The following is a 26,433-nucleotide window of genomic DNA, read 5'->3' on the forward strand; positions in this document are numbered from 1 at the left end:
TCGTGCAACACCCCACCGGCACAGTCCTGTCGACCGAACACGTGGATCTCGTCCGCGACGGCCGATACTTGTTGAAAGACATCAACATTTCGATCGAACCCGGACAACACTGGGTCCTCCTCGGCGCGAACGGCGCGGGCAAGAGCACGCTTCTGAGCCTGCTCGGAGCAACCGCCCACCCGACTCGCGGTTCCGTTTACGTCCTCGGCCACAAGTTGGGCCGCGTCGACATGCGGGAATTGCGAATGGACATCGGGCACGTGAACCCTCGTCACACGATCGGGGTGCCGATCACGGTCCGCAACGTCGTGATCACCGGTCTCACCAACACCACCGAGGTGATGCCGCGGTGGTCACCGACTCCGGAGCAAGAAGCTCATGCCGACGCGCTGATCGATCTCCTCGGTATGCGCCCGCGTTCGGACGCACTGTGGCCCAACCTGTCCCAAGGTGAACGGGGACGAGCCCTGATCGCCCGAGCGCTCATGGTCGAACCACGCCTGCTACTGCTCGACGAGCCGGCGACCGGGCTGGATCTGGCTGCACGCGAACAACTCTTGACGGCACTGGACGACCTCCGCAATCAGAATCCGTCACTTGCCAGCATCCTCGTGACGCATCACATCGAAGAGATTCCGAGCACCACGACGCACGCTCTCCTGATCAAGGACGGCGTCGTGACCGCCGGCGGTCTCGCCGAGAATGTGATCACCACCCAGAACATCAGCGAGTGCTTCTCGCATCCCATCGAGATCGAGCGTCGCGGTGGTCGGTGGAATGCACAGTCTCGGCCACGCGAAAGAGTCTGACCGACAGGCATTTCAGAGACGTCTGGCGCCGGGACCCTCCCGGCCCAGTTCGTCTCCCGGGTTGAGCAGGTTGCAGGTCTTGAGTGAGAGACATCCGCAGCCGATACAGCCCGTCAGCTCGTCCTGCATCCGATTGATGGCCTGCTTGCGATCCTCGAGGCGTTGATTCCACTCCGTCGAGATCTTGCGCCAGTCCTTCTTCGTCGGAGTTCGCCCCTGCGGCAACGACCCGAATACTTCGGCAACTTCGGCAAGCGGTATCCCGAACCTGACTGCCAACTGGATCAGTGACACCCGCCGGATCGAGTGACGCGGGAACTTCCTCATGTTTCCCGCCGTCCGCTCCGCAGGAACCAGACCGAGTGTTTCGTAGTAACGCACCGCCGACACGGCGACGCCGGTTCGCGCCGATACCTCACCGATCGAGAGAAGTTCGTCACTCTTGCGGATCATTTTGCCTCCCAATGGCTGCGCAACATTGACCTGAAGCGCACTTGAGATTCTACCTTCGACAACATGCACTCCCCTACCGATGCTCCCGCCGGAACCTGGCGGCAGCTCCTGAGCGGTCGATACCTCGGCACCGCTACCGTCCTCGCAGGCGGCGTCGCGCTGTATGCGACCAACGTCTACCTGACGACCAGCCTGCTTCCGACTGCCATCGACGACATCGGTGGTCAGCAGTACTACGCCTGGACCGCAACGGTCTTTCTCATCGCTTCCGTCATCTCCTCGATGCTGGTCACCAATGTTCTCGCAGCCAGGGGACCGCGCGGGGCCTACCTGATCGGCCTCGCGATCTTCGCGCTCGGCACCGTCGTGTGTGCAGTCAGCCCGACCATGGAGTTGCTGTTGGTCGGCCGCACGATCCAAGGGTCGGGAGGTGGCCTGCTGGCCGGTCTCGGCTACGCCGTCATCAACGCCGCGCTCCCAAAACATCTGTGGACGCGCGGGGCTGCGCTGGTTTCGGCGATGTGGGGAGTCGGCACCTTCGCCGGGCCCGCAATCGGCGGTGTCTTTGCTCAATTCGGTGCTTGGCGATGGGCTTTCGGGGTTCTGGTCATCGCGACGATGGCGGTTGCCGCTCTCGTTCCCGGCGCCTTACCAGCGCATGAACCGGGCAGCACCACCAGTAGCCCGGTGCCGGTCCTCTCACTGGCGCTGCTGACCGCGGCAGCATTGTTGGTCAGCGTCGCCGGAATTCTGTCCAACCTCGCAGTGACCGCCGGGATGGTCCTCGCCGCTGTGCTGCTACTGATCGCTTTTGTCGCCGCAGACCGCCGCTCGGGCCACGGCGTACTGCCACCGTCGACGTTCAACGCGTCGTCTCTCAAATGGGTGTACCTGACCATCGTCGTCCTCGCCGTCGCGTCGACCGTCGAGACATTCATTCCACTCTTCGGCCAACGACTTGCCGGACTGGCACCGCTCGCCGCCGGATTCCTCGGCGCCGCACTCGCTCTGGGCTGGACTCTCGGCGAAATCCCGAGCGCCTCGGCCACGACCCCTCGTATCGTGCGTCGAATCGTTGTCAGCGGTCCGATCCTCGTCGCGATCGGGTTGGGCATCATGGCAGCATTTCTCACCGAGCACGCCGGCGCCGGTGCGATGGTCGCGTGGGTGATCGGACTGCTGATCGCAGGCGTCGGAATCGGCATCGCCTGGCCTCATCTTGCAGTCGGCGCGATGACCTCGGTCGCCGATCCCGGGGAAGGTGCGCGGGCCTCGGCTGCCATCAACACCGTGCAGTTGATCGCCAATGCTTTCGGCGCAGCACTGGCCGGAGTGCTGGTGAACATCGGCGAACCGTCGACGCTTCGTTCTGCACAATTGCTCCTCTTCACCTTCGCCGCTGTCGCGATCATCGGCATTGCCGTGGCCGTTCGCGCACTTCCGCGAACGCTCGTCACAGTCGACCAACCCGAAATCGTTCACGACGCTCGCTAAACTGTGGAAAACCCACGCGGAGGAGTTGGCCAGTGACAGAACCGGATCCGGACACAGCGGAAACCGACTTCCCGAAAACGAGCGCTCCCGCCCAGCGGGCGCTGATCGGAGCGGGTTACACCCACCTCGCACAACTGACGTCCGTGTCCGAGAAAGAACTCGGCGCCTTGCACGGGATGGGGCCTAAGGCCCTGAGGATTCTGCGCGAAGCACTCACCGAACGTGGCCTGAGCTTCGCCGACTGAGCTCTCACATCAGACCAGGCTCGCGCGAACCTGGTTGCCACCTTCCCGCTTCGCTTCGTACATTGCCGAATCTGCAACGCGGAACAGTTCGGCGAAGGCTTCGTCGACCGACTCGTCCGAATTCCGTGGCGCGGTGCGGACCGCCATTCCGACACTGGCACTCGTCGGCGGATCATCGGCCGCCCCGTCCATCGCCGAGCGGATCTGTCCTTCCAGCCTGGAAATCATGCTGACCGGTACCCGCTCCACCACGACGAACTCGTCACCGCCCATACGAGCTGTCAAGGCGGACTGGGTTGCCCACAAACGGATGCGCAGTGCAGTTCGCATGATCGTGCTGTCTCCCACGTCGTGGCCGTGAACGTCGTTGATCGTCTTGAATCGGTCGAGGTCGATCACCACCACGAGCAGTGCGTTCGCTTCGTTGACCGGAGCGCCCATCAAGTCGTTCACCCGACGCGCCAGTCCGCGACGGTTGAGCAGACCGGTCAACGGGTCGATGTCGGAGGTAGTGGCGTCCGAACCCAGGACCGCCAGAACAAGCTGTGACACAACCGGAATCACGATGATCGTGGCCAGCACAACCGAAATCTTCGCCAGTCCTAACCCGACGTCGACCGTTGGGCCGAACAACAGAGCCCACCCCGAAAGCACCGTGACGATCGAGGCGAAGATCAGGTGACCGACTTGGAGTCGCGGATTGTGGAAGAACGCAATGTAGCCACCGATCGACGCAAAAACGACGCACGCGATGAGCCGCCCCAACGGTTCCGTGTCGGTTGCCGCTGCCGCCGCAATAGCCGCGTCGGAACCCACGACAAAGGTGTACGACCACAGCGGCGTCGGCGGAAACAACCACCAGATCAGCGCTGCGCCGAGGCACAGCACGATGACTGTCAGATTGACCGCTCGCCAAAACGCACCTTGCGGACCGACCTCGCTGAATCGAGCCGACAGCAACACCAACCCCATCCAGAACGCAGTTCCGCCGACCAGAGCTCGGCTGGAAATCAAGAACCCGCGGTCCTCGAGGTAACGACTGAAACTGTGAAACTGGTCCGGCAACCGCCACCAGCGCATGACAACTTCGACGAGACCATTCATCACTGTTCAGCCGACGCAGGTCTGCAACTTTTGGGCACACTTCGACGTAGCGGACACGCTGATTTCCCCCCGGAACACACTGGCATATCCGGCAGCATAGTCAGCGGAGGCAGGCAAACAAACCGATCTGCTGGATTAGCGAGCGCAACCTACACTCAGGGCCCTCGGCTACTGATCAGCAAGGATTTGAGTAGCGATCCACCCTCCCTGTCATATCGATCAACGCCGTCATCGATCAGTTCAAGGCGTCGTAGGCAGCCGATACGTACTGCGCCGATCGCTCCGAACCGAGCAGGCCCGGCCCCATCTTGTTCATCACGTACGAAAACGTCATGCGCTTGTCGGTATCGATGATGATCTGCGAGCCGCCCCAGCCACCCCAGAAACAGATCCGCCCCTCCGGAATGAACGGGACGGACTCGGGCGTCGGCAAGCCGAATCCGACGCCGAAGCGAACCGGCACACCGAGGACGAGGTCGACCCCGTACGACTGCTCCTCGAAGATCTTGTCGATGGTTTCTTCCGACAGCAGACGGACGTCACCGACCTTGCCGCCGCACGCGATCACCGACTGGATGCGTGCGAGCGCCCTCGCATTCGAATGACCGTTGGCCGCGCCGATCTCGGCGGCGCGCCACCCGTCGGTCCATGAACCTGTCGCGTCGGCCGGCGGTGCGGTGAAGGTCTTCACCATGATGCTGTCCATCCCGAGTGCCGCGATGTCGATCGGCAACGGCGGTGGCGCAATGACATTCGAGACTCGCCCGTACTCGGACTTCGGCAAGCCCAGGCGGAAATCAGCATCGAGCGGACCGGCAATTTCCTCGTCGATGAAGCGGCCGAGGGTTCGTCCGTCGATGCGCCTGACGACCTCACCGATCAGGTGACCGTAGTTGAGGGCGTGATATCCGGATGCCGTACCCGGTTCCCACCAGGGAGCCTGGGTCGCCAACCGGGCGGTGGCGTACTCGTCGTCGCAGATGTTCTCCAAGGTGAAGGGTTGATCCCACCCCGACACACCCGAGGTGTGCGACAGCAGTTGACGGACCTGAATACGATCCTTGCCTGCTGCGGCGAACTCCGGCCAGTACTGCGCGACCGGAGCATCGAGATCCAGCAAGCCGCGGTCGACGAGCATCAGTGCGGCCAGTGCGGTCACGGTCTTGCTGCAGGACCAGACGTTGGTGACGGTGTCGCGGGCCCAAGGAGCGGTGTGCTCGACGTCGACCCAACCGCCCCACATGTCGACGACGGATTCGCCGTCGATCGTCAGTGCGATCGCTGCTCCGACGTCCTCGCCGGAATCGAGATTGCGTGCCAGCGCCTCCTTCAAGCCAGAGAATCGCTGGTCACATACGCCTTCGATGTTCGCCACTGACAGCCTCCACAGGAATGATGAAACTTGACGTCAACTTCAACTATGTTGAGTATGTGTCCGATTTGCCTGTGGTGTCAATCACTTCAAGTCCCAGAGTCGGCTCAGACCAACGGGATTCCCTTGGCGATGCGCCGACGCAGATCCCAGAGATAGAAGTTGTAGGGGAACATCCGCAGAATCTTCGGACTGAACCGATTGACCAGCGCGGCGACGCGCATGGATCGGTCGAAATTACGCTGCCGACGCACTGACCACGGGAGCCGCATCTCGTCACGAAAGGTCTGAGGAAGGAACCCGGTGGTGACGAATCGATTGAACGGGCCGACCACGGGGTGCAACAACTTCGGCGTGAATGTCGCCGACGCGATCCCGTACAGATGCTCACGAATCGTCTCGTCGATGGACACCTTGTCGAGGTTCTCGTTCCAGTAGACCTCGAACGCATCCCGGTCCGCCGGCCACATGTCGCGGCGCATTTGAAGAGTCGTACCGAAGGTCGCGCTGCGCTGATAGAACGCATCCTGGGTTACCGGATCGAGATCGCCGTACAGAATTTTGTACACGTCCTCGAAGCCTCGGTACAGGCAGGCGGCCACCCACAATTGCAGTTGGGGATCGAACGCGTTGTACTCGACTGCGCTGTTCTCGTCGGAGCGAACATGCTTGTGCGAGCCGTTGACTGCGCGCCGGTACAGCTTCTTTTCTTCGTCCGTCGCCAGGCTCGCGACCGCGAGATACGTCAGCGTCGTCCGGGTTCGCTTCACCGGGTGTCGGTCCAACCGGCCTGTCTCGACCTTGCTTTCGTACACGCCGTACCCCACCGCCGGACGCGCCAACTGCATGATGACGTTTGCACCGGCGGCCAACAACCCGAGTCCGGACATCGCCTTTTCGACTTCCGCCTCGATGTCGATCGCGTTGGTGCCGATCGCGTTGGTGTCGACCGTGTTGGTGTCGACGCCCGCCGCCGTTTCCCCGCGCCCGTCCATCGAATCCCTACTCGTCGTCATGGCAGAACCCCTTCGAAGTCATATCTGCGAACGCACGTTCTCAGATGAGTGAAACGCTGAAACGCCGAGATGTCAAGCAACGCCGAGATTTCAAACGACACCGAGATGCCAAGATGGTCTTCATGAATGACCAACCGCGTTCGTACGGTGGCGTCGACGGCGCGCTGCGCGTAGCCCAACGACGGGAGGCGCTGATCGAGGCCGGTCTGGAACTCATGGGGTCGACCGAACCCGAACTGACGGTCCGAGGAGTGTGCAAGCAGGCCGGTGTCGCGGCGAGGTACTTCTACGAGAGCTTCACCGATCGTGATGCATTGATGTCGGCCGTCTACGACACCGTCATCACGGATATCGCCGTTTCAACCCAGGCTGCGGTGGACGCCGCCGAGACCGAACGCGGCAAGGCGCTCGCTGGAATCGCGAACATCGTCCGCACTATCGCGAACGATCCCCGTCGCGGACGTCTTCTGTTCTCCAGCGCCCTGACGAGCCCTGTCCTGGCCGAGAAACGCCAAGCGTCGACGACGATATTCGTCGGTCTCCTGGCTGCCAACGCCAAGAATTTCTACCGATTGAACGACAGCGGTCATCTGACCCTGACGGCAACGTTCCTGGTCGGCGGCCTGGCGCAGACCCTCAGTGCATGGCTCGACGGATACATCGACGTCAAGGAAGAAGAACTGGTCGCCGAGTGTGCGGCGATCCTGCTCGCTCCCGCCCTGCCTCCGTCTTGAGTTCCTGCTCCGTCTTGAGCTCCTGATTCAGTCCCAGATACCGATGTTGTCGAGGTGCGCCAGCAGTCGGGCAGCGCCGTCGGAGAACTGCAGACCCATCTGCGCGTCGACCTGCTCGCGATCACCTTTTTCGAACGCTTCGATCAGGCTGTCGTGACTCGATACCGCAAGCTCACCCCATCCGGGATCGGTCGCGTAGAGACGAGCAGGGGTGTACCGAATCGCGCCGAACAGGAACCACGCCAGTTTCGCTCCGCCTGCAGCGCGATTGATCAGGCGATGGAACTCGAATTCGCACTGCTCGATCGCAGCTGCATCCGAGGCGTCGACCGCCGCTCGCAAATCGGCATTGAGTTCCGTGAGTTCCACCAGTTGATCAGCGGTGATGCTGTCCATCGCCCGCAAGGCCAGCTTGACCGCGATCTGCCCCTGCAACCAGAAGATGTCTTCGATGTCCTGGCGGCTGAGGGGCGAAACGAGATAGCCGCGATGCGGAACCAACTCGACCATCCCCTCGCCGCGTAATGCAACGAGGGCTTCTCGTACCGGCGTGACGCTGACCCCGAGGTCGGCTGCGGTTTCGTCCAGCCTGACGAACTCGCCCGGACGGACCGAGCCGGACATGATCAGGTTGCGAACGTGGTTGGCCACGTCCTCCGACAACTGTGGCCGTCTCCTCAGCTCAGATGTCGCTCTCCGAGTGCGTGCAGACGTTGCCACAACCGATCCTCACAGTCCGTACGTTTTGCCGATGATGTCTCGCTGAATCTCGTTGGTACCACCATAAATGGAGGACACAAGAGTCTTTCGCACATGATGCTCCATGTCGAACTCAGTCGCGTAACCGTACCCACCCATCATCTGCATCCCCTCGAGTGCGACCTTCTTGGCGGTCTCGGTCAGCTTGAGCTTGGCCATAGACGCTTCCCGCGGGAACATCTTCGTCGGGTTGGCGTCGACCATCCTGGCTACGCTGTAGACCAACAGACGGCCGCATTCGATCTCCGTGGCGAGATCCGCAATCCGGTGGCGAAGCGCCTGAAACGATCCGACCGGACGGCCGAACTGCTTACGCGTGGTGACGAATTCGAGGGTGTCGTCGAAAGCGCGCTGTGCGGTGCCGAGCATCATCGCCGCGAGGATGAGGCGTTCGATGTTGAGCCCGGCCATGAGTTGACGCCAGCCGTTGCCGACTTCCCCGACCACCGCGTCCTCGGGCAGCAACGTGTCGGTGAAGTACAGATCGTTGACCTCCTTGCCGCCCATGGTGTCGATTCCACTGATCTTCAGTCCGGAGATGTCCGCCGGGACGTGGAACATCGTCAGGCCCTCATGCTTGCCTTCGCCTCTGGACGTACGAGCCACCAGGAGGATGTTCTCGGCGAAGTGCGCATTGGAACACCACGTTTTCTGGCCGTTGATCAGCCACCCACTGTCGACCTTCTCGGCGCGGCAACTCAAATTGCCCACGTCGGAACCTGCTTCGGGTTCGGACATCGAGATCGACTGGGACGCGCCGCGGACGATCCCGCCGAGCACTGCCTCCTTCTGCTCCGGACTTCCGAACTTCTCGTACGCGGCCCCGGTGATGACGGTCGGGCCGAGTCCACCGATCGGCGCCATCCCTTTGGCGGCCTCCTCCAGGAAGATGCACAGGTCAACCGTGCTTCCGGCCGATCCGCCGTACTCCTCCGGGACGGTCAGTCCGAGCCATCCCAATTCGGCCATCTTCTCGTAGAACGCCTGGTTGTGGTTATGGGCACCATGATCGGTCAGCAGATCTCGCTGCTCACGGGTCCCACTTTCCTTCTTGCAGAACGCCGCTACCGACTTGGCGAAATCAGACTGCTCCTGCGTGAAATCCATGTACATCGAAAACTCCCGAGTGAGATGAGGCTGGAGGCTTGTCGGAGCTCCGTCCGACGCATACTGTGACTACCAGCACAGTAAATCACATCACATATATGTGATGCACCGACATGTGGAGGATCTGAAGAACATGACAGAACAGCTCGGCCGCCAGAGCACGTCTACAGATCCGAAATCGGACGACCACACCTTCGCGAGCCTCGACCCTCGCAACGACTCCGTGGTCGCGCAGCACCCCATCGCCGATCAGCAGGCGATCGCGAAGGCAGTCTCCTCAGCTCGCACCGCATCGAAGTGGTGGGATCAACTCGGATTCCAAGGCCGCCGGAAGGTGCTCGGCAATTTCCGCGCCGCAATCGCCACTCACGCCGAATCGATGGCGGCGATCATTTCCGCCGAGACGGGAAAGCCCAGCGACGACGCACTACTCGAAGTCATGCTGGCCGTCGAACATCTCGACTGGGCGGCACGCAACGCACAGAAAGTGTTGCGCCGCAGACGCGTCGGCGCAGGACTGATCAGCGCCAACCAGTCTGCCTCAGTCGGCTACCGGCCGATGGGCGTCGTCGGCGTGATCGGTCCCTGGAACTATCCGCTGTACACACCGATGGGGTCGATCGGCTACGCACTGGCCGCGGGTAACGCCGTCGTGTTCAAACCGAGCGAACTCTCACCGGGCGTCGGCGTCGAATTGGCCCGCTTGTGGAACATCGCTGCACCCGGACACCCTCTCCTGCAGACCATTACCGGTGACGGCAAAACCGGCGCACTTCTGTGTTCGTCCGGTGTCGACAAGATCGCATTCACCGGTTCGACCGCTACCGCGAAGCGTGTGATGGCCGCCTGCGCGGACACCCTCACTCCCCTGGTCGCCGAATGTGGTGGCAAGGACGCCATGCTGGTGGACTCCGACGCCAACCTCGATGCAGCCGTCAGCTTCGCCGCGTTCGGGGCAGTGGGCAACGGCGGACAGACCTGCGCCGGCGTCGAGCGAATCTACGTCGTAGCACCCGTGTACGACGCTTTCCTGTCCAAACTCACGGCCGCACTACGGGACGCCCACGCCGGCGCCACCGACAGCTCGACCTACGGGCCGATGACGCTGGGAAAGCAGACTGCGATAGTCCGCGGCCAGATCGAAGACGCCCTCGGACGCGGTGCTAAAGCTGTACTCGGCGGACTTGATTCGTTCAACGGTCCGTTCATCGATCCGATCATCCTGACGGACGTTCCGGAGGATTCCACTGCAATCACCGAGGAAACGTTCGGCCCGAGCGTGGTGGTGAACAAGGTGGCCGACATGGACGAGGGGGTCGAGCGCGCCAACGCGTCGAAGTACGGTTTGGGCGCCTCGGTGTTCACCAAGAGTTCGTCGAAGGGTCGAGCGATTGCCGAGAAGCTCGAATGCGGTGTCGTCACGGTCAATTCGGTTCTCGGATTCGCCGGAATCGCCGCCCTGCCGTTCGGCGGGGTCGGCGATTCCGGATTCGGACGCATCCACGGAGCTGACGGTCTGCGTGAGTTCAGCAGCGTGAAATCACTTGCCGTTCAGAAGTTCAGCGCTCCGCTGGACCTGCTGACGATCGAGAGAAAAGCTCGAGACATGAAGATCTCTCGTTGGATGCTGGCGAAGCGCCACGCAAAGTCCTGAGAGGTCAGCCGATCAGCCGGCAGTGACGAGCACCTGTTCGGCACTGTCGGCTGCTTCGAGTTCACGAACCAGCGGAAGCACCTTGGCCCCGAAGTACTCGATCTCTTCCTGGAAGTGGAGGAACCCACCGAGAATCAGATCGACACCGCGACGGCGATATTCGACGATCCGATGGGCGATCTGTTCTGGCGTGCCGATCAGTTGCGAGCGGAAACCGTCGTTGTACTGAACCAGGTCCTCGAACGTCGAATCCGCCCACATGCCGTCCTTGGACGCGGTCGACGCGCCTGCCTGCTGAACTGCATTCTTGAATCCCTCGACCGCAGGGCGGTTGGCCTTGGCGATGATTTCCCGCAGCGTGTCTTTTGCTTCGGCCTCGGTGTCGCGGGCGATGATGAACCCGTTGAGCCCGAACTTCACCTCCCGATCGTTCTCGCGAGCAACCCGGCGAACGTCGACCAACTGTTCGGTGACTCCGTCGTAGTCCTTGCCGTTGCTGAAGTACCAATCCGAATAGCGGCCGGCGTTCTCTCGGGCTGCCGCCGAGTTACCACCTTGGAACAGTTCGGGATTGGGACGCTCCGGAGTGTTGAGAGGCTTCGGCTTCAACGTGAAGTCGTGAATGCGGTAGAAGTCTCCGCGGAAATCGACGTCGTCCTCGGTCCAGATCTTGCGAAGAACCTGAAGGAATTCGGCGCTACGCCGATAGCGCTCGTCGTGCTCGAGCCATGGCTCACCGAGGTGAGTGAACTCGTCCTTGAACCAACCGCTGACGACGTTGACGGCAAATCGACCGTTCGACAGATGATCAGCGGTAGCACCCAGTTTCGCCAATACTGCCGGCTGCCAGAGTCCGGGGTGTACCGCGGCGATCACCTTGAGCTTCTCCGTTGCCAGGAGTAGCGCGAGGCTGAAGCTCGTGGATTCGTGCTGGAACTCGGCCCCGTAACTCGCCTCGTAGCGCACCTGACTCAAGGCGTACTCGAAGCCGTTGTTCTCGGCGGTTTGCGCCAGCTTCTTGTTGTACTCGTAGTCCCAGCTGGTCCGCTGCTCGATGTCGGAGGTGACCAGACCACCACTGACATTGGGCACCCAGTAGGCGAACTTGATCTCGTCGGCGATACGTTCAGTAGACATAATGTCCAGCAAACATGCAGTTCCCGGCTATTTCCAGGGTAGCGATCACACAGGTTGTAAGTGTTGGGTGGGTGCTACGACCGTGAAACGGTGGCAGCATGACTGCTGTGGACATTCAGGAGATCGCGCACCGCATCACCAGCGAAGACGAGGCTCTCTCGGTGGCGTCGCAGCTGTCCGCCGAGTTCGCGGCAGGTGCCGGCGTCCGCGATGCGCAGCGCCTTCTTCCCCACGACGAGGTCCGCGCGCTGGCGCAGTCCGGCCTGCTCGGACTCTCGGTGCCGAGGGAGTTCGGTGGTATCGACGCGAGCACCGAGACGTTGACCGAGGTCTTCCGTCTACTCGCCGAAGGCGATCCCAGCATCGCGCAGATTCCGCACAGCCACTTCACCTTCCTCGAAGCGCTCCGGTATCAGGGGTCGAACGAGCAGAAGCAGTTCTTCTACGCCGAGGCTTTGTCGGGTAAGCAGTTCGCCAACGCCCAGAGCGAGCGCGGCAACAAGACCATCGACATCGACGGCACCACTCTCACCCCCGACGGGGACAACTTTGTGCTCGAAGGTCGCAAGTTCTATTGCACGGGAGCGCTCTTCGCAGATTGGATCGTAGTGCGTGCGGCCAATGCGGACCAGTTCACCGAGACCGGCGCGCAAGTGAAATCCGTGGTCTACCTACCTCGGGATACTCCCGGACTGTCGATCGTCGACGACTGGGACGGCATGGGGCAGAAGACAACTGCGAGCGGAACCGTGACCCTGGAATCCGTGTCGGTGCCGCGGTTCAACGTCGTCCCGTTCACGTCGCTGTTCGCTCATCCGACCACCTACGGTGCACAGGCCCAGATTCTGCACGCCGCGATCGACACCGGCATCGCGTCGGCCGCACTGCGCGAATCCGTGGAACTCGCCGCGAAAGCGCGTCCCTTCTTCGAGGCGAAAGTCGATACGGCGGTGGAGGATCCACTGCTCGTTCAACTCGCAGGCGAAGCGGCCATCGAGGTTCGCGCTGCCCGATCCCTCTTGGCGGAGGCAGCGCGATCGATCGACGTGGCGCGTCGTGATCCCACGGAGGACTCCACAGCCCGAGCGTCCATCGACGCCGCAACTGCCAAGGTGGTCGGTGCCAGGGCGTCATTGGCGGCGACGAGCACGCTGTTCGAAATCGGCGGTACCCGAAGCGCAGGCGAATCGGCGAACCTCTCACGATTTTGGCGTGACGCACGCACACACACTCTCCACGATCCGACCCGGTGGAAGGTCCAACATATCGGCCGCTGGACGCTGTCCGGGACAATCCCACCGAGACACGGCCTACTGTAAGCGCCAACTAGTCGGAATTCACGTATCCGCTGATCAAGACGTCAAGACCTTCCAGGTAGCTCTCAGTCGTCGTCCCTCCCGGCCAGTCCTCGAGCACCTCACTGAGTACCGGCAGTTTCTCGGGCCCGATTTCCCGGATCTTGACCGCAAGAGGCGACACACTGCCTTCCGTCCGCGTCGTGGTGTCGTAGATGTTGAGCAGCGCACCGAGCGTGTAGTTCCACAGCGCTCGATAGACCAACAGTGCGCGACGCGGCGACATGCCGAGTTCGACACACGCGGCCATGGCCCGGTCCACCAAGACCACAGCGCCGCTCCCGCCGCGCCCTCCTCGCTGAAGCAACTCGATGATCCAGCGCTCCGACGCCAGCTTTTCGAAGATCGCGGAAAAGATCATGCGAAGGCGCTCGACCTGATCCTGTGGCAGGACCAGTGAACCGAGGTCTTGCGAGTACACATCGAGAACCGCACTGATCAGCTGTTCCTTGTCGCCCACGTGCCGGTACAGCGCCATCGGTGTGGTGCCGAGCGACTTCGCCAACGCTCGCATGCTCAATGCGTCGGCGCCACCGGACTGAAGTTGCCGTTTCGCTTCGTCGACTATCTGCTCCGACGTGATCGTCGGGGGACGTCCGAGCCGCGGTGATCGCGGTTCCATCTTTTCGGCCATCCGTCGATTGTGCGCGCCCCGGCTACGACGCTCTCGCCCGGGGAACCCCTTGCATCTCAGCCTCCTGCAAGGTAAACCTAACTACTTATGAGAACGCGTATACAAATTGGGTACCTGCAATGACAACAACAACCCGGGCGATAGCCGCCCCCGCACTGGTCCTCACAGCCGCCGCGGCAGCACAGTTTCTGGTGGCCTTCGACATGTCGGTCATCAACGTCGCACTGCCCGACATCCAGAAATCACTGAACTTCTCCGACGCCGGGTTGTCCTGGGTCGTCAACGCGTACGCCCTCGCCTTCGGCGGACTGCTGCTTCTCGGCGGTCGTCTGTGCGACGTGATGGGCACTCGTCGGGTTCTGGTTTCCGGGCTTCTGCTGTTCGCCCTCGTCAGCATCGTCGGCACCTTCTCCGTGTCCGCCGAGATGCTTGTCGGAGCTCGGGCACTTCAAGGCGTCGGCGCTGCGATGATCGCGCCGGCCGGACTCGCCGCCCTCAGCCAAGCCTTTCCCACCGGACGCGCCAGGGCCAAGGCATTCGGCATCGGAGCAATGTCGTCAGCGCTCGGCGGCGCACTCGGTGTCGTACTGAGCGGCATCTTGACCGAAGGGCTCAGTTGGCGCTGGGTGATGTTCGCCGGCGCACCGGTGGCCCTGCTCGCCGCAGTTGCCGGCGCCCGTGGCCTCCCGGCCGGCCAAACCGCCAGAGGCGGCTCCCTCGATCTCCCCGGCGCCATCTTGGCGACGACGGGCATCACCGCCCTGGTCGGCACCGTCATCGCCACCGAATCACATTCCTGGACTTCAGGTTACGTGCTGGGCGGATTCGCGCTCACGATCGCCCTGCTGACTGCCTTCGTTGTGGTCGAAAGCCGCTGCGCCACCCCACTGGTTAGACTGTCCACCCTGCTTCGACCCCGAATCGGGCTGGCCAACGCCATCATGTGCCTGGTGTGTGCGGCACAGTTCAGCGCGTTCTTCTTCGTCTCACTCTTCCTGCAACGCGGACTGGGCTATTCGCCGACCACCACCGGTCTGGCTTTCCTGCCCTTCTGCTTCGGCCTGGTCATCGGCATCCTCGCGTCCACCAAACTCCTTCCGCGCTACGGAGTTCGGCCGCTGCTCGTAGTCGGAACAGCAGTCGCAGCGATCGGAACTTTCATGTTCTCGACCATGAACGTCGACAGCCCCTTCTGGGCCGTCATCCTGGTGCCTTCGCTTCTGGCGAGCATCGGCATCGGTCTGTCGTTCATGCCGCTCAGCAACGTCGCCACCGCCGACGCTCCGCCCGAGGAAGTCGGCATGGCATCCGGACTGCTCAGCACGTCACGTCAGATCGGCGGTTCACTCGGACTGGCCGTTCTCGTGAGCGTCGCCGCTTCCTCGACGGCGCACTCGGACAGCGCACCGACCGAAGCACTGGTTTCCGGATACTCCCAAGCCCTCTTCGTCTGCTCCGGCCTGCTACTGGCCGGAACCCTCCTGTCCTTCTTCTTCCCACGAATGGATCGTTGACCTCAGATGTTCACCACCCGAACCGCATTCGGCATCGTCTCAGCGCTTCTCCTCACCGTTGCCGGCGCAAGCGCATGCAGCAGCTCCGCCGAGTCCGACACCGCTTCTGCCACTCGCTCCGTCACACACGAACTCGGCACCGTCGAAGTTCCGGCATCACCGCAGCGCATTCTCGCGCTCGACGAGTATGCGGGCCTGAGTGCACTCGCACTCGGCGTGAAGCCCACCGTCGTCTACAGCACCCTGCGATCGGACGTCGCCAAAACGATTCTGCGCGAGCAGGGCGTCGAAGTTCTCGACAAGCCGACCTTCTTTGCCAACCCAGCCGTCGAGGAGATCGCGTCGGTCGAACCCGACGAGATCTTGATGAGTAATGCCGGCCCACTACCGAGTCTGTTCGCTCAGATCAACGCCGTGGCGCCGACCTTGGTGCTCCCCTACTCGGCACCGTGGCGTGATGTGCTGGAACAGGCTGGGGCACAGCTTGATCGAGACAGCGAAGCAACCGCGATGATCGAAAAGCTGGAATCCGGTCTCGAAGACGTCAAGACCGCGGCGGCCGGCCAGAGCCTTGCAATACTTCTCGGCTACAGCGGAAACCTGTTCACCGTGCCACCGACCACTCCCATCTCCACATTGGTCACCGAGGCGGGTTTCACCAGGCCGGTCTCGGAAGTCAACGCGACCAACAATCAAGACACCGGCACGATTTCACCCGTCTCCCCGGAGCTTCTGCCCGAGCATGCGGCGCAGACCGTCGCCGTGCTGTCCGGCCAGCAGTACGACGCATCCATCGTGCGAAACACTCCACTGTTCGACAACCTGGCGCCCGATCCGGCGCACGCTCTGGACGTCAGCGGCGATCTCTGGTTCGGCAGCCATCCGTTTGCGATCTACTGGATCATCCAAGACCTGGACGGCATCGCACATGGCAAGGGGCAGAGCAGCATCGGAACCCTCGACAATGCCGACGCGCGATGGGCGGCATTCAGCGCGCTCTGACGTCCTGACGGAAGGTCAGCGGAGAAACACCCACCCGGGTGGCGAAGAACTTCGTGAAGTTCGCAGAATCGTCGAACCCCAACTTCGACGCCACCTGGGTGACCGTGTCCGTACCGAAAGACAGCAGACGTTTCGCTTCGAGAACCACACGCTGATCGATGTACTGCTTTGCCGTCATTCCGGCAGCGGCTCGGGTAGCCCGCAATACAGTCTTCTCGGAGTACCCGATCTTGTTGGCGTACTCCGAAACCGAACGGACCGTGGCGAAGTCACGTTCGACAACGGCATGAAACCTTTCGAAAACGTCATTGTGCGCCAGCACGGAACTCTGTTCCTGTCCACCGAGATGGGTCAGTTTCAACAGAATTGCTGTCAGCGTGTGCCGCAGAATGGCCGCGCGAACGACCGGCGCAGAAGTATCCGGGCAGCCGTAGTTCAGGTTCAGGTGTTTCATACCCGTGCTGATGGTCTCGAGGTTCTCGCCGGACAACTGCCACGCGGCCTGCCGACTGTGAGCGTTACCGTCCAACAACTGCTGACTGACGGCATCGAGCGACGAGGGCGTGAAGAGAACAACCGTCGCCTCGAAATCCTGGATTCGACCCCACTGTTGCACTTGCCCCGGCCTGACCCAGAACACAGTCCCCGGGCTGACCGCGTAGTTCACGAAGTCGATGGTGTGTAGTGCCGATCCCTCGGTCACCAGCGCGAGAAGGTGAAACTGCGGACGTTGAGGGCCGACGAACTCGGCACTGCCCCCGTTGATGCGAATGGTGTCCAGGCTGAGAACCTCGATCTCGGTCGCGTCAGCCACGGAAGATGCGAACCCGACGTCCCGGACGGGGACTTGTCTGTTTTTCACTAGTTCGGGACTCATCTTCACCGTGACCGAATACCCGAATGCGACATACCGTCACAGTATCAATCAGTTCGCGCTCGGATAGGAATCGACAGTGAAATCAGCAGGCCCGACAACAGCAGGCAAGACACAACTCACTTACGTCTTCGACGCCTATTGCGGATGGTGTTTCGGGTTCGGCCCTGCATTGACGGAGTTCGTCCGTCGAAATGCCGATTCGATCGACTTGTCCGTAGTCAGCGGCGGACTGTTCACCGGCGAGCGCGTCGCACCCATGTCCTCGGCTCCGTTCCTGAAATCGACCAATGCCACAATCGCGGCCCAGACCGGCGCCGTCTTCGGTGACGGATATTCACAACTGGTGGCTGACGGACGGTTCGTCATGGATTCGACGGATGCCGCGATCGGACTCGGGGCGCTGCGCGCACAAGATCCGACACGCGCACTCGACATCGCGGAGGCCATGCAGACCGCGTTCTACCGAGACGGTCGCAGCCTCTCCGATCCCGAGACGTACCGAACTGTTGCGACATCGCTCGGACTCGACCCCTCTGCCGCGGTGTCTTCCCTGTTCACCGCCGCTTCGAAGGATGCCGCCCGCTCCGATTTCGTGCGAGCACGCAGGCTCGGCGCCACTTCGTTTCCGACGCTGCTGTTCCACGGAAGCGACGGGTCCGTCGTGAAATTCGGTTCGCCGACCAGTACCGCGGCCGATCTCACCCGCGATCTGCACACCTGTGTGCGGGCGTTTGCGGTGGCTTGACCCACCCCGTCCTCGCCACCCCGTCCTCACCACCCCGTTTCCGAGCGAAAGGTACGTTCAGCGCCTTCAGTGCGCCGAACGTACCTTTCGCTCAGCCGTACCTTTCGCTCAGCCGTACCTTCACTCAGCGGCGGTTCACCGAATTCACACACCTCCCCGTTCTGGTTTGATGAACATCGGAACAAATTGCACGAAGGGGAGGAAAACCTGTGGTTTCAGATCCGATCACCGGCCTGGAGATGGAACTTACCGACATGTGGCAGAAGGGACGTGCGCGCTCGCGTGACGACGCACGCGCGATTCATCCCAAACTCGACCCCGCTCTGTACCCCGTTCTCGTGATCCTGAGCCGGTCCGACGCCGTCCGGATGGCCGACTTGATCTCGATACTCAACATCGAGAAGTCGACACTGACCCGGCAGATCGATGCAGCGGCCAGGCTTGGTCTGGTCGAACGCATTCCTGATCCCGACGACGCCCGCGCAAAGTTGGTCGCTTTGACGCCCGAAGCCCGAGCGAAGCTCACGACCTACCGCACCCAGCAGCTCGAACGCTGGCGTGCTCGTTTGGCGCAGTGGGACACCGATGACATCACCACTTTGACCACCCTCTTGCGTCGACTCGGGCAGGCCAAGGACTGACGAGAACAGTTGCGGGTTACGGCCAATTCGAACAGTCGGACGAACTTACCTGTTCACGACACTTCGGCGGCAGCACGCAGAATCAACTGGGTGACCTCGTGCGGGTGGGACGCCAACGATGCATGGCCTGCGTCGAGTTCCTCGATCTCGCGGGCACCGATGCGCTCTGCCATCCATCGCTCGGTCTCCGGCGGGATCATTCGGTCCTGCCCTGAAACCTGATACCAACTGGGCTTCCCGCGCCATGCCGGCGGTCCTGACGGGTCCGAGAAGCACTGACCTGCAATGGGTTTCTGCGTCAATGCCATAACCAATGCTTCGGTGTCGTCGAGATCCTGACTGAAGCTCTCCTGAAACTTGTCCGGGGCGATCCACAAGAAGCCCTCGGCATCCGGCGCGATGTTCGCTGCTCCCGCCGGCTGATCCGTGCGGGCGAAGATACTTCCCAAGCTGTCACCCTCGTCCGGCGCGAAGGCAGCGATATACACCAGTCCCACAACGTTTTCCGCATGGCCCGCGCCGGTGATCACCGCGCCGCCGTACGAGTGTCCGACCAGCAGGGTAGGGCCGTCCATCGATTCGGCCAACTTCTTGGTGCGGTCCACGTCGTCGGCGAGCGAAGTAAGTGGATTCTGAACCGCGACCACTCGATGCCCGGCGTTGTGCAGGGTGGGTATGACGTGACGCCAATGAGAACCGTCTCCCCAGGCTCCGTGCACCAGAACGATGTTTACCTTCTCTGCCATGACCAACTCCTCCAGATAAGCAGTGCGACGAATACTCCGACGATCGGCAAGCCTTCGAAATCAAGGCCTTGCCTGTTACCCACGTTAAGGGGATCCTGGATCAATAACCATGACCAGATTGCCAATTTTTTGTGCAGAAACGCCGGACGCGCGAGACCACCGGAGTGATCGATCCATGACAACGACATCATCACAGCGGTACGTACCCACCACCGACGAGACTCGAACCCGGGACACCCTCTCGCACGTTCTCGAAGTCGTTCACCTACGCGGTGACCAGATACATCGCTGCGCCCACGGCGAGAACTTCACCGTGGAGGTACCCGCCGGGGTGCGAGCACTTCACATTGCCGAGCGCGGCGACATCGTGATCAGAACGCAGGGCAAGACCCCGATCGAACTCAGCCCAGGGGAACTCGTACTGCTACCTCACGGACTTGCCCACACGATCGAGAATGCGATTCCGATCGATCCGATCACCGAGACTCGTTGGCTGTTCGGGACTTTCACACTCGACGACGTCGCAGCGCAGCGACTGCTCTCAGTTCTGCCGGACTTCGTCGAATTGCGTGCGACGCCAGGAACCCCGGTCGAGTGGCTCGAGGTGAGCAGCCGATTGTTAGGTGCCGAGGTGGACGATCCGAAACCTGGTTCCTCCGTGATGGTTTCCCGGATTCTCGACCTTCTCTTCGTCCAGATCCTCAGAGCGTGGGCACGAGCAGACGGATCGAACGGCGGATGGCTGACCGCAGCCATGGATCCACGAATCGGGCAGGCTCTCGAGGCCGTCCACAACGACCCGTCACGCAACTGGAGCATCGACGAATTGGCCGCGCTGTCCACACTGTCGAGATCGTCCTTTGCAGAGCGCTTCTCGCGACTGGTCGGCCAGACGCCCGGTGCTTACATCACCGAGCGCCGACTCGACCGCGCCGCCGAACTACTCGTGCAAACCACCGAGCCGGTCGGAACCATTGCAATAACTGTCGGCTACGAATCCGATGCCGCCTTCAGCCGCGCCTTCCGTCGACGATTCGACGCGTCACCGTTGAACTGGCGGAAATCCAACTCCCACAATCGCTGACCTCAGGTCGCCGCGATCACACCTGCGACCGGGATCCGGCCCAGAACTGCAACCCGGAAGTCCACCATCGCGCGCTCCACGTGATTGGCGCTCGAGACCACAACCACGCCGGTCGCGCCTCGATCGGCGAGAATCCGCGCAGAGTTGAGCGCGTTCTCCACCGTGGACCACGACGTGCCTTCTTCGGTGATCCGGCCCGGGTGAACGCCGTTGGCAACGAGCCACTCCCGCATCGCCCTGGCTTCCGTTACCCCGGCCTTCGGAGCCCCACCGCTCGTGATGATCGGAGACTGCGGGTACTGACGAGCTAGCTGCAGTGCCGCCTGAAGTCGGTCGACCAGCATCGGACGCATCGTGCCGTCGTCGAAGAGTCCTGCACCGAGAACGACGATGTTGGTGCCCACAGGATTGAGGTCCAGCAACACGGGCGACTGACGCGTCAGCGTCTCAGCACTCGTGCACGTAAGGATGAGGGATCGCACCGGCGTCTGGCACCCACCCACCGTCGACAGGATGCCGTTGACGACCGTCGTCGGAGTAATGTCGGCGCTCGCTGTCGCCGGCGACAATCCCACACCGGCTGCGGCGATTACCGAAGCAGCAATCAATCCCTTCGTCAGAGACCTACGAACATTTGCCATGAAGCCGAACCCCCAAAAATTGTCGGTTGTCCAGCACACGGTAACGAACGTTTTGTCCTAATTGTGTGATTTAAGCGACTTTTACTATTGACTTACCGTCACACAGACTAAACATGAAGGTTTCACAACGATTTGGCTTCGAAACCGTCATCTTCCAGCGTCTCGAATCGACGCGCCCGCCGCATTTCCGATCTGAGCTGCAGCATCCCCGAGCAGGTCGGCAACACTGAACGGCAACAATTCGTTGTTGCAGATCACAATGTTGCATCCAGGTGATCCTGCTCGCCCCGTCCCGACCATGGTGTCGAAGATCAGTTCGGGATTCGCGAAGCCGACAAGCTGTGACGGATCGTCGATCAGCGGACCGCCCGAACCGTGTGCGGGAGGCCCGACGTACGGCGGCGGCGGAACGTCAATGATGGAAGCTACGACAAGACGCAAGAACTCCTGAAGATCGGGATTCGATTCACCGGTCAATCCCGCCGATGGGTCTGCAGGGTCAAAGTAACTCGACAATCCGTCCCGCACGATGACCAGATCACGGCTGGATACCACGACGATCAACTGCCCGAGCATTCCGACGAAACCGTAGAGATCCCGAGGCGCGTTCTGCCACACCGGATGCGAAACGTACTTGCTCACCGGCGCATTCACGGAATAGAAGTTCTCGCCCGCGTTCACCCAGGTCAAGAAGCCGTACCCACCATTGGACGGAGAGGGCGCAGACAACTCGTCGATGTAGGCGGAGTCGATCAACGTCTGATCGCGCCACGCGCCTCGTTGCACCATCAGCTGCCCCAGTCTGGCCATGTCTCCCGGCCGGATCGCCAACCCACCGGCTCCGATGGTGTCACCGGAACGATCACGCACCCACACCCAGTGGTCACGCGGAACACCCAAGGGGCCGAACAACTCTTGTTGCACGAAATCCTGAAAGTCCCGTCCCGCCGCATTCTGGACGATCCGAGTCAGCACCGTGACAGTGGTCTGTCCGTACGCGAACTTGGTTCCTGGTTCGGCCACGAACGGAAGGTGCAGCGTCTGTTGCACCGCGTCCGTGTAGTAGCCCGCAATGTCAGCACCCCACGAGAAGTCGAGCCCGGACGATTGAGTCAGCAACTGCCGCACCGTGATGTCAGCGTGTTCCTGGTCAAGTCCCCCGATGTACTGACCGACTCGATCGTCGAGTCCCAACAATCCGAGTGTGTTCGCCCTGCCGACGGCGAGAGCAACTACGCCTTTCGACGACGAAGCCAACGGGAACGGAATCGCATCTGCGACGCCGTCGACGTTGGACGCCGCGAGACACCCATGCCGCAACACGCGTATGGAAGTCGACGCTTTGGCTGTGCCGAAGTCGACTGCTTGCTGCAGCGCCGCAGCATCGAAACCCAGTTCCGCCGCGGGAAGCTGTGTGAATTCACCAGCCGTACCGGGGTTCTCACAAGAGGGCGGGGAAGCTCCGACAGGTGCCGCGACTGAACCGGCAATCAATGCACCGAACAGGGGAATCAAAAGAGCGCGGCGAAAACCGCGAGAATCAGACACGTTCACAGAGAACCACAGACGCATCACGTTTGGGAAGCATCCGCCTCCATCCCGATTGCGCGACGCGCTCCCAGCGCCATGGTGACCTGCACAAGATCTTTCGGCGACGACAGGTCAAGTCCCGTCAGGGAACTCGCTTTACGCAGGCGGTACACCACCGTGTTCGGATGTACGTGCAACTGCCGGGCGGTGGCGGCTCGATCGAATCCGGAGTCGATGAAAGACTCGAGTGTCTCGAGCACAGCAGTATCGGACTCCAACGGCGACAACACATCTGCGAGGATCGGCAGCGCAGCGCTTGGCCGAGTCAGTTGATACTCGACTGCAAGATCCTCGAGACGGACGACCCCACTGGTACGTCCGTACTTTCGGGCAACGTTCAGCACCTCGCGCACCTGCGTCACCGCCGCGGGAACTGCCGCCGGTGCCGCGACGTCGACGGCGGCAACCGTCGATGCACCGATAACCTTCTCGAGATCACCCAGTCGGCGACACAGAGTGAGATACTGCGGACTCGATGTCCAGTTTCCCTCTGCGGGTTCCGATTCCACAATGGGAATCAGGACGGCTCCGCCGCTGCTGCCGAGCACCCCGAGGGCTTTGTCCCGCCCCACCTGATCCAACTCTCGTTGCAGGTGGCGCACCTTTCTCCGCTCGGCGACGGCAGTGTCCACCTCGGTCGAGGACTCGTCGTCGTTGCGCTCGACGTGCAGTGCCACCACCCAGTACAGGCGCGCCAACCTGATGCCCACATCGTCGGAGACCCGATCAACATCGACACCCGTCGAAAGTGCTACGAACAATGATCTTCGCGCAGAATCCTCGTCCGTCTGGGTGGCATGGTCGGAACCGTAGCCGGCAAGAACAGCCGACGCGGAGGCCGCGGTGTATGCATTCAAGAGTCGTCCGGTGCGGGCAAGTGCAACACCGTCTTCCGGGACCGCCCATTCGCTGATGGTCTCCCACCACAGCCCAGCTGCCAGGTGATATGCACGCAGCACCTCACCGAGCGGAACCAATTCCTGAGCCCGTTGGCGAGCCGATTCGCTGATGTCGGCGAGCAACTCGGGCGCCAGATCGGCACCCGTCCGCAGCATCGAGATGAACAGTTCCAGATTGCGCCTCACGATGGTGGTGACGTCGTTGCGCAATGCCTCGTCAGGGAGCAATCGGTAGAAGGTGACGTCGCGGTGGACCAGATCGACCGTCGCAATGACCAGCGGATGGGTGCGTTGCGCCAACCGGTCGGCCAGAGATCTGCCACCAACCACGATCGGCTCGAACGGCAGATCTTTGTTTCCAGACACAAAACCCTCCACAGAATTGAATTGCCACCACAAGGCCGACCTGCCTTTTTCCTATCAATATGTAACCCACGCCACTCACGAATTCACAATCAGTGGCATGACTGGAAGTCTCACCTTCAACCAATAGGAGCCCCGAGTGACGTGGAAGACGCGCAGCGCAGCCATTCTGGCAGGCGTCGTGACTGCCGGTTCGATCGCGGCTCTCGGGACCGGTGTATCAAGCGCCGAGACACCTGTCAGCACTATCCAGTACGTCGCACTCGGCGATTCCGCGGCGGCCGGCCCACTGGTCACCGCGCAGGACTCGTCGTCACCGGGCTGTCTACGATCACTCGACAACTACCCGTCCGTGGTGGCGCGAGAACTCGGCGCTCAACTCACGGATATGACCTGCTCGTCGGCGCGATCCGCCAACGTCACGGACACCGCACAATCGACGTTCTCCGGTCAAGTATCACCGCAGGCAACAGCATTGGGTCCTGATACCGACCTCGTCACCATCACCATCGGTGCCAACGACATCTCGTTGTTCCCGACAGTTCTGAGCTGCGTCAATCCACTCCCCGAACCCACCGGAACGTCCTGCCGTGACAAGTTCACCACCGGTGGCGTCGATCAACAGCGACAGATGATCGAAAATGCCTCCGCAGGTTGGAGTTCCATGATCGAGGCAGTTCGCGACCGGGCACCCTCGGCACGCATCGTCGTGATCGGATACGGGACGTACATCGCCAACGGTGGATGCCCCGGCACGCAGCCGTTCTGGCCGCGCGACGCGGACTATCTCCAGAGTGTCATCGACTACGGCAACACTGTGATGGCAGCCACCGCGGCGAGTCACGGTATCGAGTACATCGACATCACCGAAGCCACTGCCGGACATGACATCTGCACGGATCCCGCCACTGCCTACTACACCGGAATCATCCCAACCCAGCCGGCGGTTCCGCTGCATCCCACTGCAGCCGGAATGCAGGCGATCGGCAACGCCGTCGCCGACGCTCTGTCCTGAGCCTCTCCCCCAGCACAATTCATTCAGTACTCGCGAAAAGGGTTGAACAACCATGTCAATTCAACGAGACGCTCCGCCGCTACCGTCCGTCGACGGCGCGCCTGTCGGAACGCGTGACAAACTTCTCGGCGGCACACTCGTCGCACTGTTTCTCGCAAACATGCTCAACTTCTTCGACCGGGCCATCCCCTCGGTCGTCGCCGAGCCGATCAAGAACGAGTTTTCGCTCAGCGACTTGCAATTGGGACTGATCACCTCTGCCTTCACCCTCGTCTACGCAATCGCCGGGCTGCCGCTCGGCCGGTTGGCCGACACGAAGAATCGTCCCAAGATCATCGGCATCGGCCTGCTGGTGTGGAGCGGCCTGACAGCGGCAACCGGTGCTGCCGGCAGCTACGTGCTGTTCATCCTCGCGCGCTTGGGTGTCGGTGTGGGCGAAGCGACCTTCACACCCGCCGCCAACTCGATGATCGGTGATATCTACCCGGCGGAACGACGCTCACGTGCCCTCGGTGTCTTCATGCTCGGCTTGCCGATCGGCCTCATGCTCGCGTACTTCACGGTCGGCAAGATCGCCGAGGCCTTCGACAGCTGGCGCGCCCCGTTCTTCCTCGCCGCGATTCCCGGTGTCCTTCTGGCAGTTGTCCTCTACCGCATGGCCGATCCGGTTCGCGGTGGTTCCGAAAGTCCGGAGGCTCGCGCCGCCGCTGTTTCGCAGGCCCCGATCACCCGGCCGATTCGTCGTCTGCTCGCAATTCCGACGCTTCGCTGGCTCATCCTTGCCGGACTGACCTTCAACTTCGCTGCCTACGCGGTCAATTCGTTTGTCGTTCCGCTTCTGATGCGTCAGTACCACCTGAAACTGACTGCTGCGGCATCGGTCACCGGCATCATCGTCGGAATCACGGGCCTGATCGGATTGCTTCTCGGTGCACGCTACGCCGACAAGGCCAGCGCCCGCTCGCCGCGGGCACGTTTGATGATCGGTGTCGGAACCTCGGCATTGGCAGCACCTTTCACGGCACTGGCGCTGTTGCAGCACGGCAACAACGTCGTGATGTTCACTCTCTTGTTCTCAGCCGGCTGGTTGTTGGCCTACGGCTTCTACATCAGCGTCTACCCTGCCATTCACGACGTCGTGGTTCCCAGGCTCCGCGGCACTGCGACGGCGTTGTTCTTCGCTGCCATGTACCTTCTCGGCGGATTCTCGGGACCGGTTGCCGTGGGTGCGATCTCGGACTGGTTTGCCAAACGCGCTCTTGCCGACGCCGGTACCGGGAAGTTGGCTCAGTACGCCGGCGACGGGTTGAATTCGGCCATGTATCTCGTGCCGATCATGTTGGCACTCACCGCGGTATTCATCTACCTGGCCACCCGCACTGTCGGCAAGGACTCCGCGCGTATGCAAGCGGAGCTGAGCCAGGCCTGATCGACAAGTTCACG

26 protein-coding genes are annotated in these 26,433 nt (G+C 61.7%); 13 read left to right on the forward strand and 13 right to left on the reverse strand.

The genetic code is table 11. The features are described from left to right. The first annotated feature begins 2 nt into the window (after positions 1–2). Entirely contained in the window at positions 3–809 is an 807-nt protein-coding gene (locus tag ACFT1A_RS13840; RefSeq protein WP_283305408.1) for an ABC transporter ATP-binding protein, read from the forward strand. Between the two features lie 12 nt (positions 810–821). Here the strand turns inward: ACFT1A_RS13840 and soxR are convergent, their stop codons facing one another. Beyond that, on the reverse strand, positions 822–1,262 hold the full coding sequence (gene soxR, locus ACFT1A_RS13845) for a redox-sensitive transcriptional activator SoxR (RefSeq protein WP_283305409.1): 441 nt from the start codon (positions 1,260–1,262) through the stop codon (positions 822–824). Positions 1,263–1,325: 63 nt separating this feature from the next. Here soxR and ACFT1A_RS13850 point away from each other — a divergent pair, with 63 nt between their 5' ends. Both ACFT1A_RS13850 and ACFT1A_RS13855 read left to right on the forward strand, forming a co-directional pair. Further along, the gene (locus ACFT1A_RS13850; RefSeq protein WP_378447441.1) at positions 1,326–2,756 is read left to right on the forward strand and encodes an MFS transporter; all 1,431 of its coding nucleotides are present in this window, start codon (positions 1,326–1,328) and stop codon (positions 2,754–2,756) included. 32 nt (positions 2,757–2,788) lie between these two features. After that, on the forward strand, positions 2,789–3,001 hold the full coding sequence (locus tag ACFT1A_RS13855) for a DNA-binding protein (RefSeq protein WP_378447442.1): 213 nt from the start codon (positions 2,789–2,791) through the stop codon (positions 2,999–3,001). A gap of 9 nt (positions 3,002–3,010) precedes the next feature. On the opposite strand, the gene ACFT1A_RS13860 is transcribed toward ACFT1A_RS13855, so the two are convergent. The 3 genes from ACFT1A_RS13860 to ACFT1A_RS13870 form a co-directional block, all read right to left on the reverse strand. Next, positions 3,011–4,105, reverse strand: a complete 1,095-nt coding sequence (locus tag ACFT1A_RS13860; protein WP_378447443.1) for a GGDEF domain-containing protein — start codon at positions 4,103–4,105, stop codon at positions 3,011–3,013. Positions 4,106–4,340: 235 nt separating this feature from the next. Further along, positions 4,341–5,480, reverse strand: coding sequence for a serine hydrolase domain-containing protein (locus tag ACFT1A_RS13865; protein WP_378447444.1), 1,140 nt, complete (start codon positions 5,478–5,480; stop codon positions 4,341–4,343). Between the two features lie 104 nt (positions 5,481–5,584). Further along, a complete protein-coding gene (locus ACFT1A_RS13870) occupies positions 5,585–6,493 on the reverse strand; it encodes an oxygenase MpaB family protein (RefSeq protein ID WP_378447445.1) in 909 nt (302 codons plus the stop codon). A 44-nt stretch (positions 6,494–6,537) separates the two neighbouring features. On the opposite strand from ACFT1A_RS13870, the gene ACFT1A_RS13875 reads away from it, so the two are divergent. Then, entirely contained in the window at positions 6,538–7,227 is a 690-nt protein-coding gene (locus tag ACFT1A_RS13875) for a TetR/AcrR family transcriptional regulator (RefSeq protein ID WP_378447446.1), read from the forward strand. A 27-nt stretch (positions 7,228–7,254) separates the two neighbouring features. Here ACFT1A_RS13875 and ACFT1A_RS13880 read toward each other — a convergent pair whose 3' ends face one another. Both ACFT1A_RS13880 and ACFT1A_RS13885 read right to left on the reverse strand, forming a co-directional pair. After that, complete coding sequence (locus ACFT1A_RS13880; RefSeq protein WP_378447447.1) at positions 7,255–7,947, reverse strand: GntR family transcriptional regulator; 693 nt, start codon at positions 7,945–7,947, stop codon at positions 7,255–7,257. Between the two features lie 9 nt (positions 7,948–7,956). Next, positions 7,957–9,099 (reverse strand): acyl-CoA dehydrogenase family protein, encoded by a 1,143-nt coding sequence (locus ACFT1A_RS13885; RefSeq protein WP_378447448.1) that lies wholly within the window; start codon positions 9,097–9,099, stop codon positions 7,957–7,959. Positions 9,100–9,226: 127 nt separating this feature from the next. Here ACFT1A_RS13885 and ACFT1A_RS13890 point away from each other — a divergent pair, with 127 nt between their 5' ends. Beyond that, the gene (locus ACFT1A_RS13890; RefSeq protein WP_378447449.1) at positions 9,227–10,747 is read left to right on the forward strand and encodes an aldehyde dehydrogenase family protein; all 1,521 of its coding nucleotides are present in this window, start codon (positions 9,227–9,229) and stop codon (positions 10,745–10,747) included. A 12-nt stretch (positions 10,748–10,759) separates the two neighbouring features. On the opposite strand, the gene sfnG is transcribed toward ACFT1A_RS13890, so the two are convergent. After that, positions 10,760–11,884, reverse strand: a complete 1,125-nt coding sequence (gene sfnG / locus ACFT1A_RS13895) for a dimethylsulfone monooxygenase SfnG (protein WP_378447450.1) — start codon at positions 11,882–11,884, stop codon at positions 10,760–10,762. A 98-nt stretch (positions 11,885–11,982) separates the two neighbouring features. On the opposite strand from sfnG, the gene ACFT1A_RS13900 reads away from it, so the two are divergent. Continuing rightward, on the forward strand, positions 11,983–13,203 hold the full coding sequence (locus ACFT1A_RS13900; RefSeq protein ID WP_378447451.1) for an SfnB family sulfur acquisition oxidoreductase: 1,221 nt from the start codon (positions 11,983–11,985) through the stop codon (positions 13,201–13,203). Positions 13,204–13,210: 7 nt separating this feature from the next. On the opposite strand, the gene ACFT1A_RS13905 is transcribed toward ACFT1A_RS13900, so the two are convergent. After that, positions 13,211–13,873: a TetR/AcrR family transcriptional regulator gene (locus ACFT1A_RS13905; RefSeq protein ID WP_378447452.1), complete on the reverse strand. Its 663-nt coding sequence runs from the start codon at positions 13,871–13,873 to the stop codon at positions 13,211–13,213. 119 nt (positions 13,874–13,992) lie between these two features. Here ACFT1A_RS13905 and ACFT1A_RS13910 point away from each other — a divergent pair, with 119 nt between their 5' ends. Then, positions 13,993–15,387, forward strand: a complete 1,395-nt coding sequence (locus ACFT1A_RS13910) for an MFS transporter (protein ID WP_378447453.1) — start codon at positions 13,993–13,995, stop codon at positions 15,385–15,387. 6 nt (positions 15,388–15,393) lie between these two features. Next, positions 15,394–16,389, forward strand: coding sequence for an ABC transporter substrate-binding protein (locus tag ACFT1A_RS13915; protein WP_378447454.1), 996 nt, complete (start codon positions 15,394–15,396; stop codon positions 16,387–16,389). Here the strand turns inward: ACFT1A_RS13915 and ACFT1A_RS13920 are convergent. Next, complete coding sequence (locus ACFT1A_RS13920) at positions 16,376–17,203, reverse strand: helix-turn-helix domain-containing protein (RefSeq protein ID WP_378447455.1); 828 nt, start codon at positions 17,201–17,203, stop codon at positions 16,376–16,378. The two genes, ACFT1A_RS13915 and ACFT1A_RS13920, sit on opposite strands and share 14 nt — an antisense overlap. Positions 17,204–17,342: 139 nt before the next feature. On the opposite strand from ACFT1A_RS13920, the gene ACFT1A_RS13925 reads away from it, so the two are divergent. Further along, positions 17,343–18,011, forward strand: a complete 669-nt coding sequence (locus tag ACFT1A_RS13925) for a DsbA family protein (protein ID WP_378447456.1) — start codon at positions 17,343–17,345, stop codon at positions 18,009–18,011. Positions 18,012–18,220: 209 nt separating this feature from the next. After that, the gene (locus ACFT1A_RS13930) at positions 18,221–18,652 is read left to right on the forward strand and encodes a MarR family winged helix-turn-helix transcriptional regulator (RefSeq protein ID WP_378447457.1); all 432 of its coding nucleotides are present in this window, start codon (positions 18,221–18,223) and stop codon (positions 18,650–18,652) included. Positions 18,653–18,705: 53 nt separating this feature from the next. Here the strand turns inward: ACFT1A_RS13930 and ACFT1A_RS13935 are convergent, their stop codons facing one another. Further along, on the reverse strand, positions 18,706–19,398 hold the full coding sequence (locus tag ACFT1A_RS13935; RefSeq protein ID WP_378447458.1) for an alpha/beta hydrolase: 693 nt from the start codon (positions 19,396–19,398) through the stop codon (positions 18,706–18,708). Positions 19,399–19,573: 175 nt separating this feature from the next. On the opposite strand from ACFT1A_RS13935, the gene ACFT1A_RS13940 reads away from it, so the two are divergent. Beyond that, positions 19,574–20,482: an AraC family transcriptional regulator gene (locus tag ACFT1A_RS13940; protein WP_378447459.1), complete on the forward strand. Its 909-nt coding sequence runs from the start codon at positions 19,574–19,576 to the stop codon at positions 20,480–20,482. 2 nt (positions 20,483–20,484) lie between these two features. On the opposite strand, the gene ACFT1A_RS13945 is transcribed toward ACFT1A_RS13940, so the two are convergent. The 3 genes from ACFT1A_RS13945 to ACFT1A_RS13955 form a co-directional block, all read right to left on the reverse strand. Then, entirely contained in the window at positions 20,485–21,123 is a 639-nt protein-coding gene (locus ACFT1A_RS13945; RefSeq protein WP_378447460.1) for a YdcF family protein, read from the reverse strand. 147 nt (positions 21,124–21,270) lie between these two features. Further along, entirely contained in the window at positions 21,271–22,671 is a 1,401-nt protein-coding gene (locus tag ACFT1A_RS13950) for a serine hydrolase domain-containing protein (protein WP_378447461.1), read from the reverse strand. A gap of 23 nt (positions 22,672–22,694) precedes the next feature. Beyond that, on the reverse strand, positions 22,695–23,978 hold the full coding sequence (locus ACFT1A_RS13955) for a PucR family transcriptional regulator (RefSeq protein ID WP_378447462.1): 1,284 nt from the start codon (positions 23,976–23,978) through the stop codon (positions 22,695–22,697). Between the two features lie 136 nt (positions 23,979–24,114). Between ACFT1A_RS13955 and ACFT1A_RS13960 the strand changes: the two genes are divergently transcribed. Continuing rightward, complete coding sequence (locus ACFT1A_RS13960; RefSeq protein WP_378447463.1) at positions 24,115–24,990, forward strand: SGNH/GDSL hydrolase family protein; 876 nt, start codon at positions 24,115–24,117, stop codon at positions 24,988–24,990. A gap of 52 nt (positions 24,991–25,042) precedes the next feature. Then, on the forward strand, positions 25,043–26,419 hold the full coding sequence (locus ACFT1A_RS13965) for a spinster family MFS transporter (protein ID WP_378447464.1): 1,377 nt from the start codon (positions 25,043–25,045) through the stop codon (positions 26,417–26,419). Positions 26,420–26,433: the final 14 nt, after the last annotated feature.

The sequence above is a fragment of the Rhodococcus sp. NPDC057135 genome (genome assembly GCF_042670865.1).
Lineage (GTDB): Bacteria > Actinomycetota > Actinomycetes > Mycobacteriales > Mycobacteriaceae > Rhodococcus_F.

Coding starts and splice junctions, on each gene's coding strand:
- soxR (WP_283305409.1), bottom strand. CDS start 1,262: ATGATCCGCAAGAGTGACGAACTTCTCTCGATCGGTGAGGTATCGGCG.
- ACFT1A_RS13850 (WP_378447441.1), top strand. CDS start 1,326: ATGCACTCCCCTACCGATGCTCCCGCCGGAACCTGGCGGCAGCTCCTG.
- ACFT1A_RS13860 (WP_378447443.1), bottom strand. CDS start 4,105: ATGAATGGTCTCGTCGAAGTTGTCATGCGCTGGTGGCGGTTGCCGGAC.
- ACFT1A_RS13870 (WP_378447445.1), bottom strand. CDS start 6,493: ATGACGACGAGTAGGGATTCGATGGACGGGCGCGGGGAAACGGCGGCG.
- ACFT1A_RS13875 (WP_378447446.1), top strand. CDS start 6,538: ATGAGTGAAACGCTGAAACGCCGAGATGTCAAGCAACGCCGAGATTTC.
- ACFT1A_RS13885 (WP_378447448.1), bottom strand. CDS start 9,099: ATGTACATGGATTTCACGCAGGAGCAGTCTGATTTCGCCAAGTCGGTA.
- ACFT1A_RS13890 (WP_378447449.1), top strand. CDS start 9,227: ATGACAGAACAGCTCGGCCGCCAGAGCACGTCTACAGATCCGAAATCG.
- sfnG (WP_378447450.1), bottom strand. CDS start 11,884: ATGTCTACTGAACGTATCGCCGACGAGATCAAGTTCGCCTACTGGGTG.
- ACFT1A_RS13900 (WP_378447451.1), top strand. CDS start 11,983: ATGACTGCTGTGGACATTCAGGAGATCGCGCACCGCATCACCAGCGAA.
- ACFT1A_RS13905 (WP_378447452.1), bottom strand. CDS start 13,873: ATGGCCGAAAAGATGGAACCGCGATCACCGCGGCTCGGACGTCCCCCG.
- ACFT1A_RS13910 (WP_378447453.1), top strand. CDS start 13,993: ATGACAACAACAACCCGGGCGATAGCCGCCCCCGCACTGGTCCTCACA.
- ACFT1A_RS13915 (WP_378447454.1), top strand. CDS start 15,394: ATGTTCACCACCCGAACCGCATTCGGCATCGTCTCAGCGCTTCTCCTC.
- ACFT1A_RS13935 (WP_378447458.1), bottom strand. CDS start 19,398: ATGGCAGAGAAGGTAAACATCGTTCTGGTGCACGGAGCCTGGGGAGAC.
- ACFT1A_RS13940 (WP_378447459.1), top strand. CDS start 19,574: ATGACAACGACATCATCACAGCGGTACGTACCCACCACCGACGAGACT.
- ACFT1A_RS13945 (WP_378447460.1), bottom strand. CDS start 21,123: ATGGCAAATGTTCGTAGGTCTCTGACGAAGGGATTGATTGCTGCTTCG.
- ACFT1A_RS13965 (WP_378447464.1), top strand. CDS start 25,043: ATGTCAATTCAACGAGACGCTCCGCCGCTACCGTCCGTCGACGGCGCG.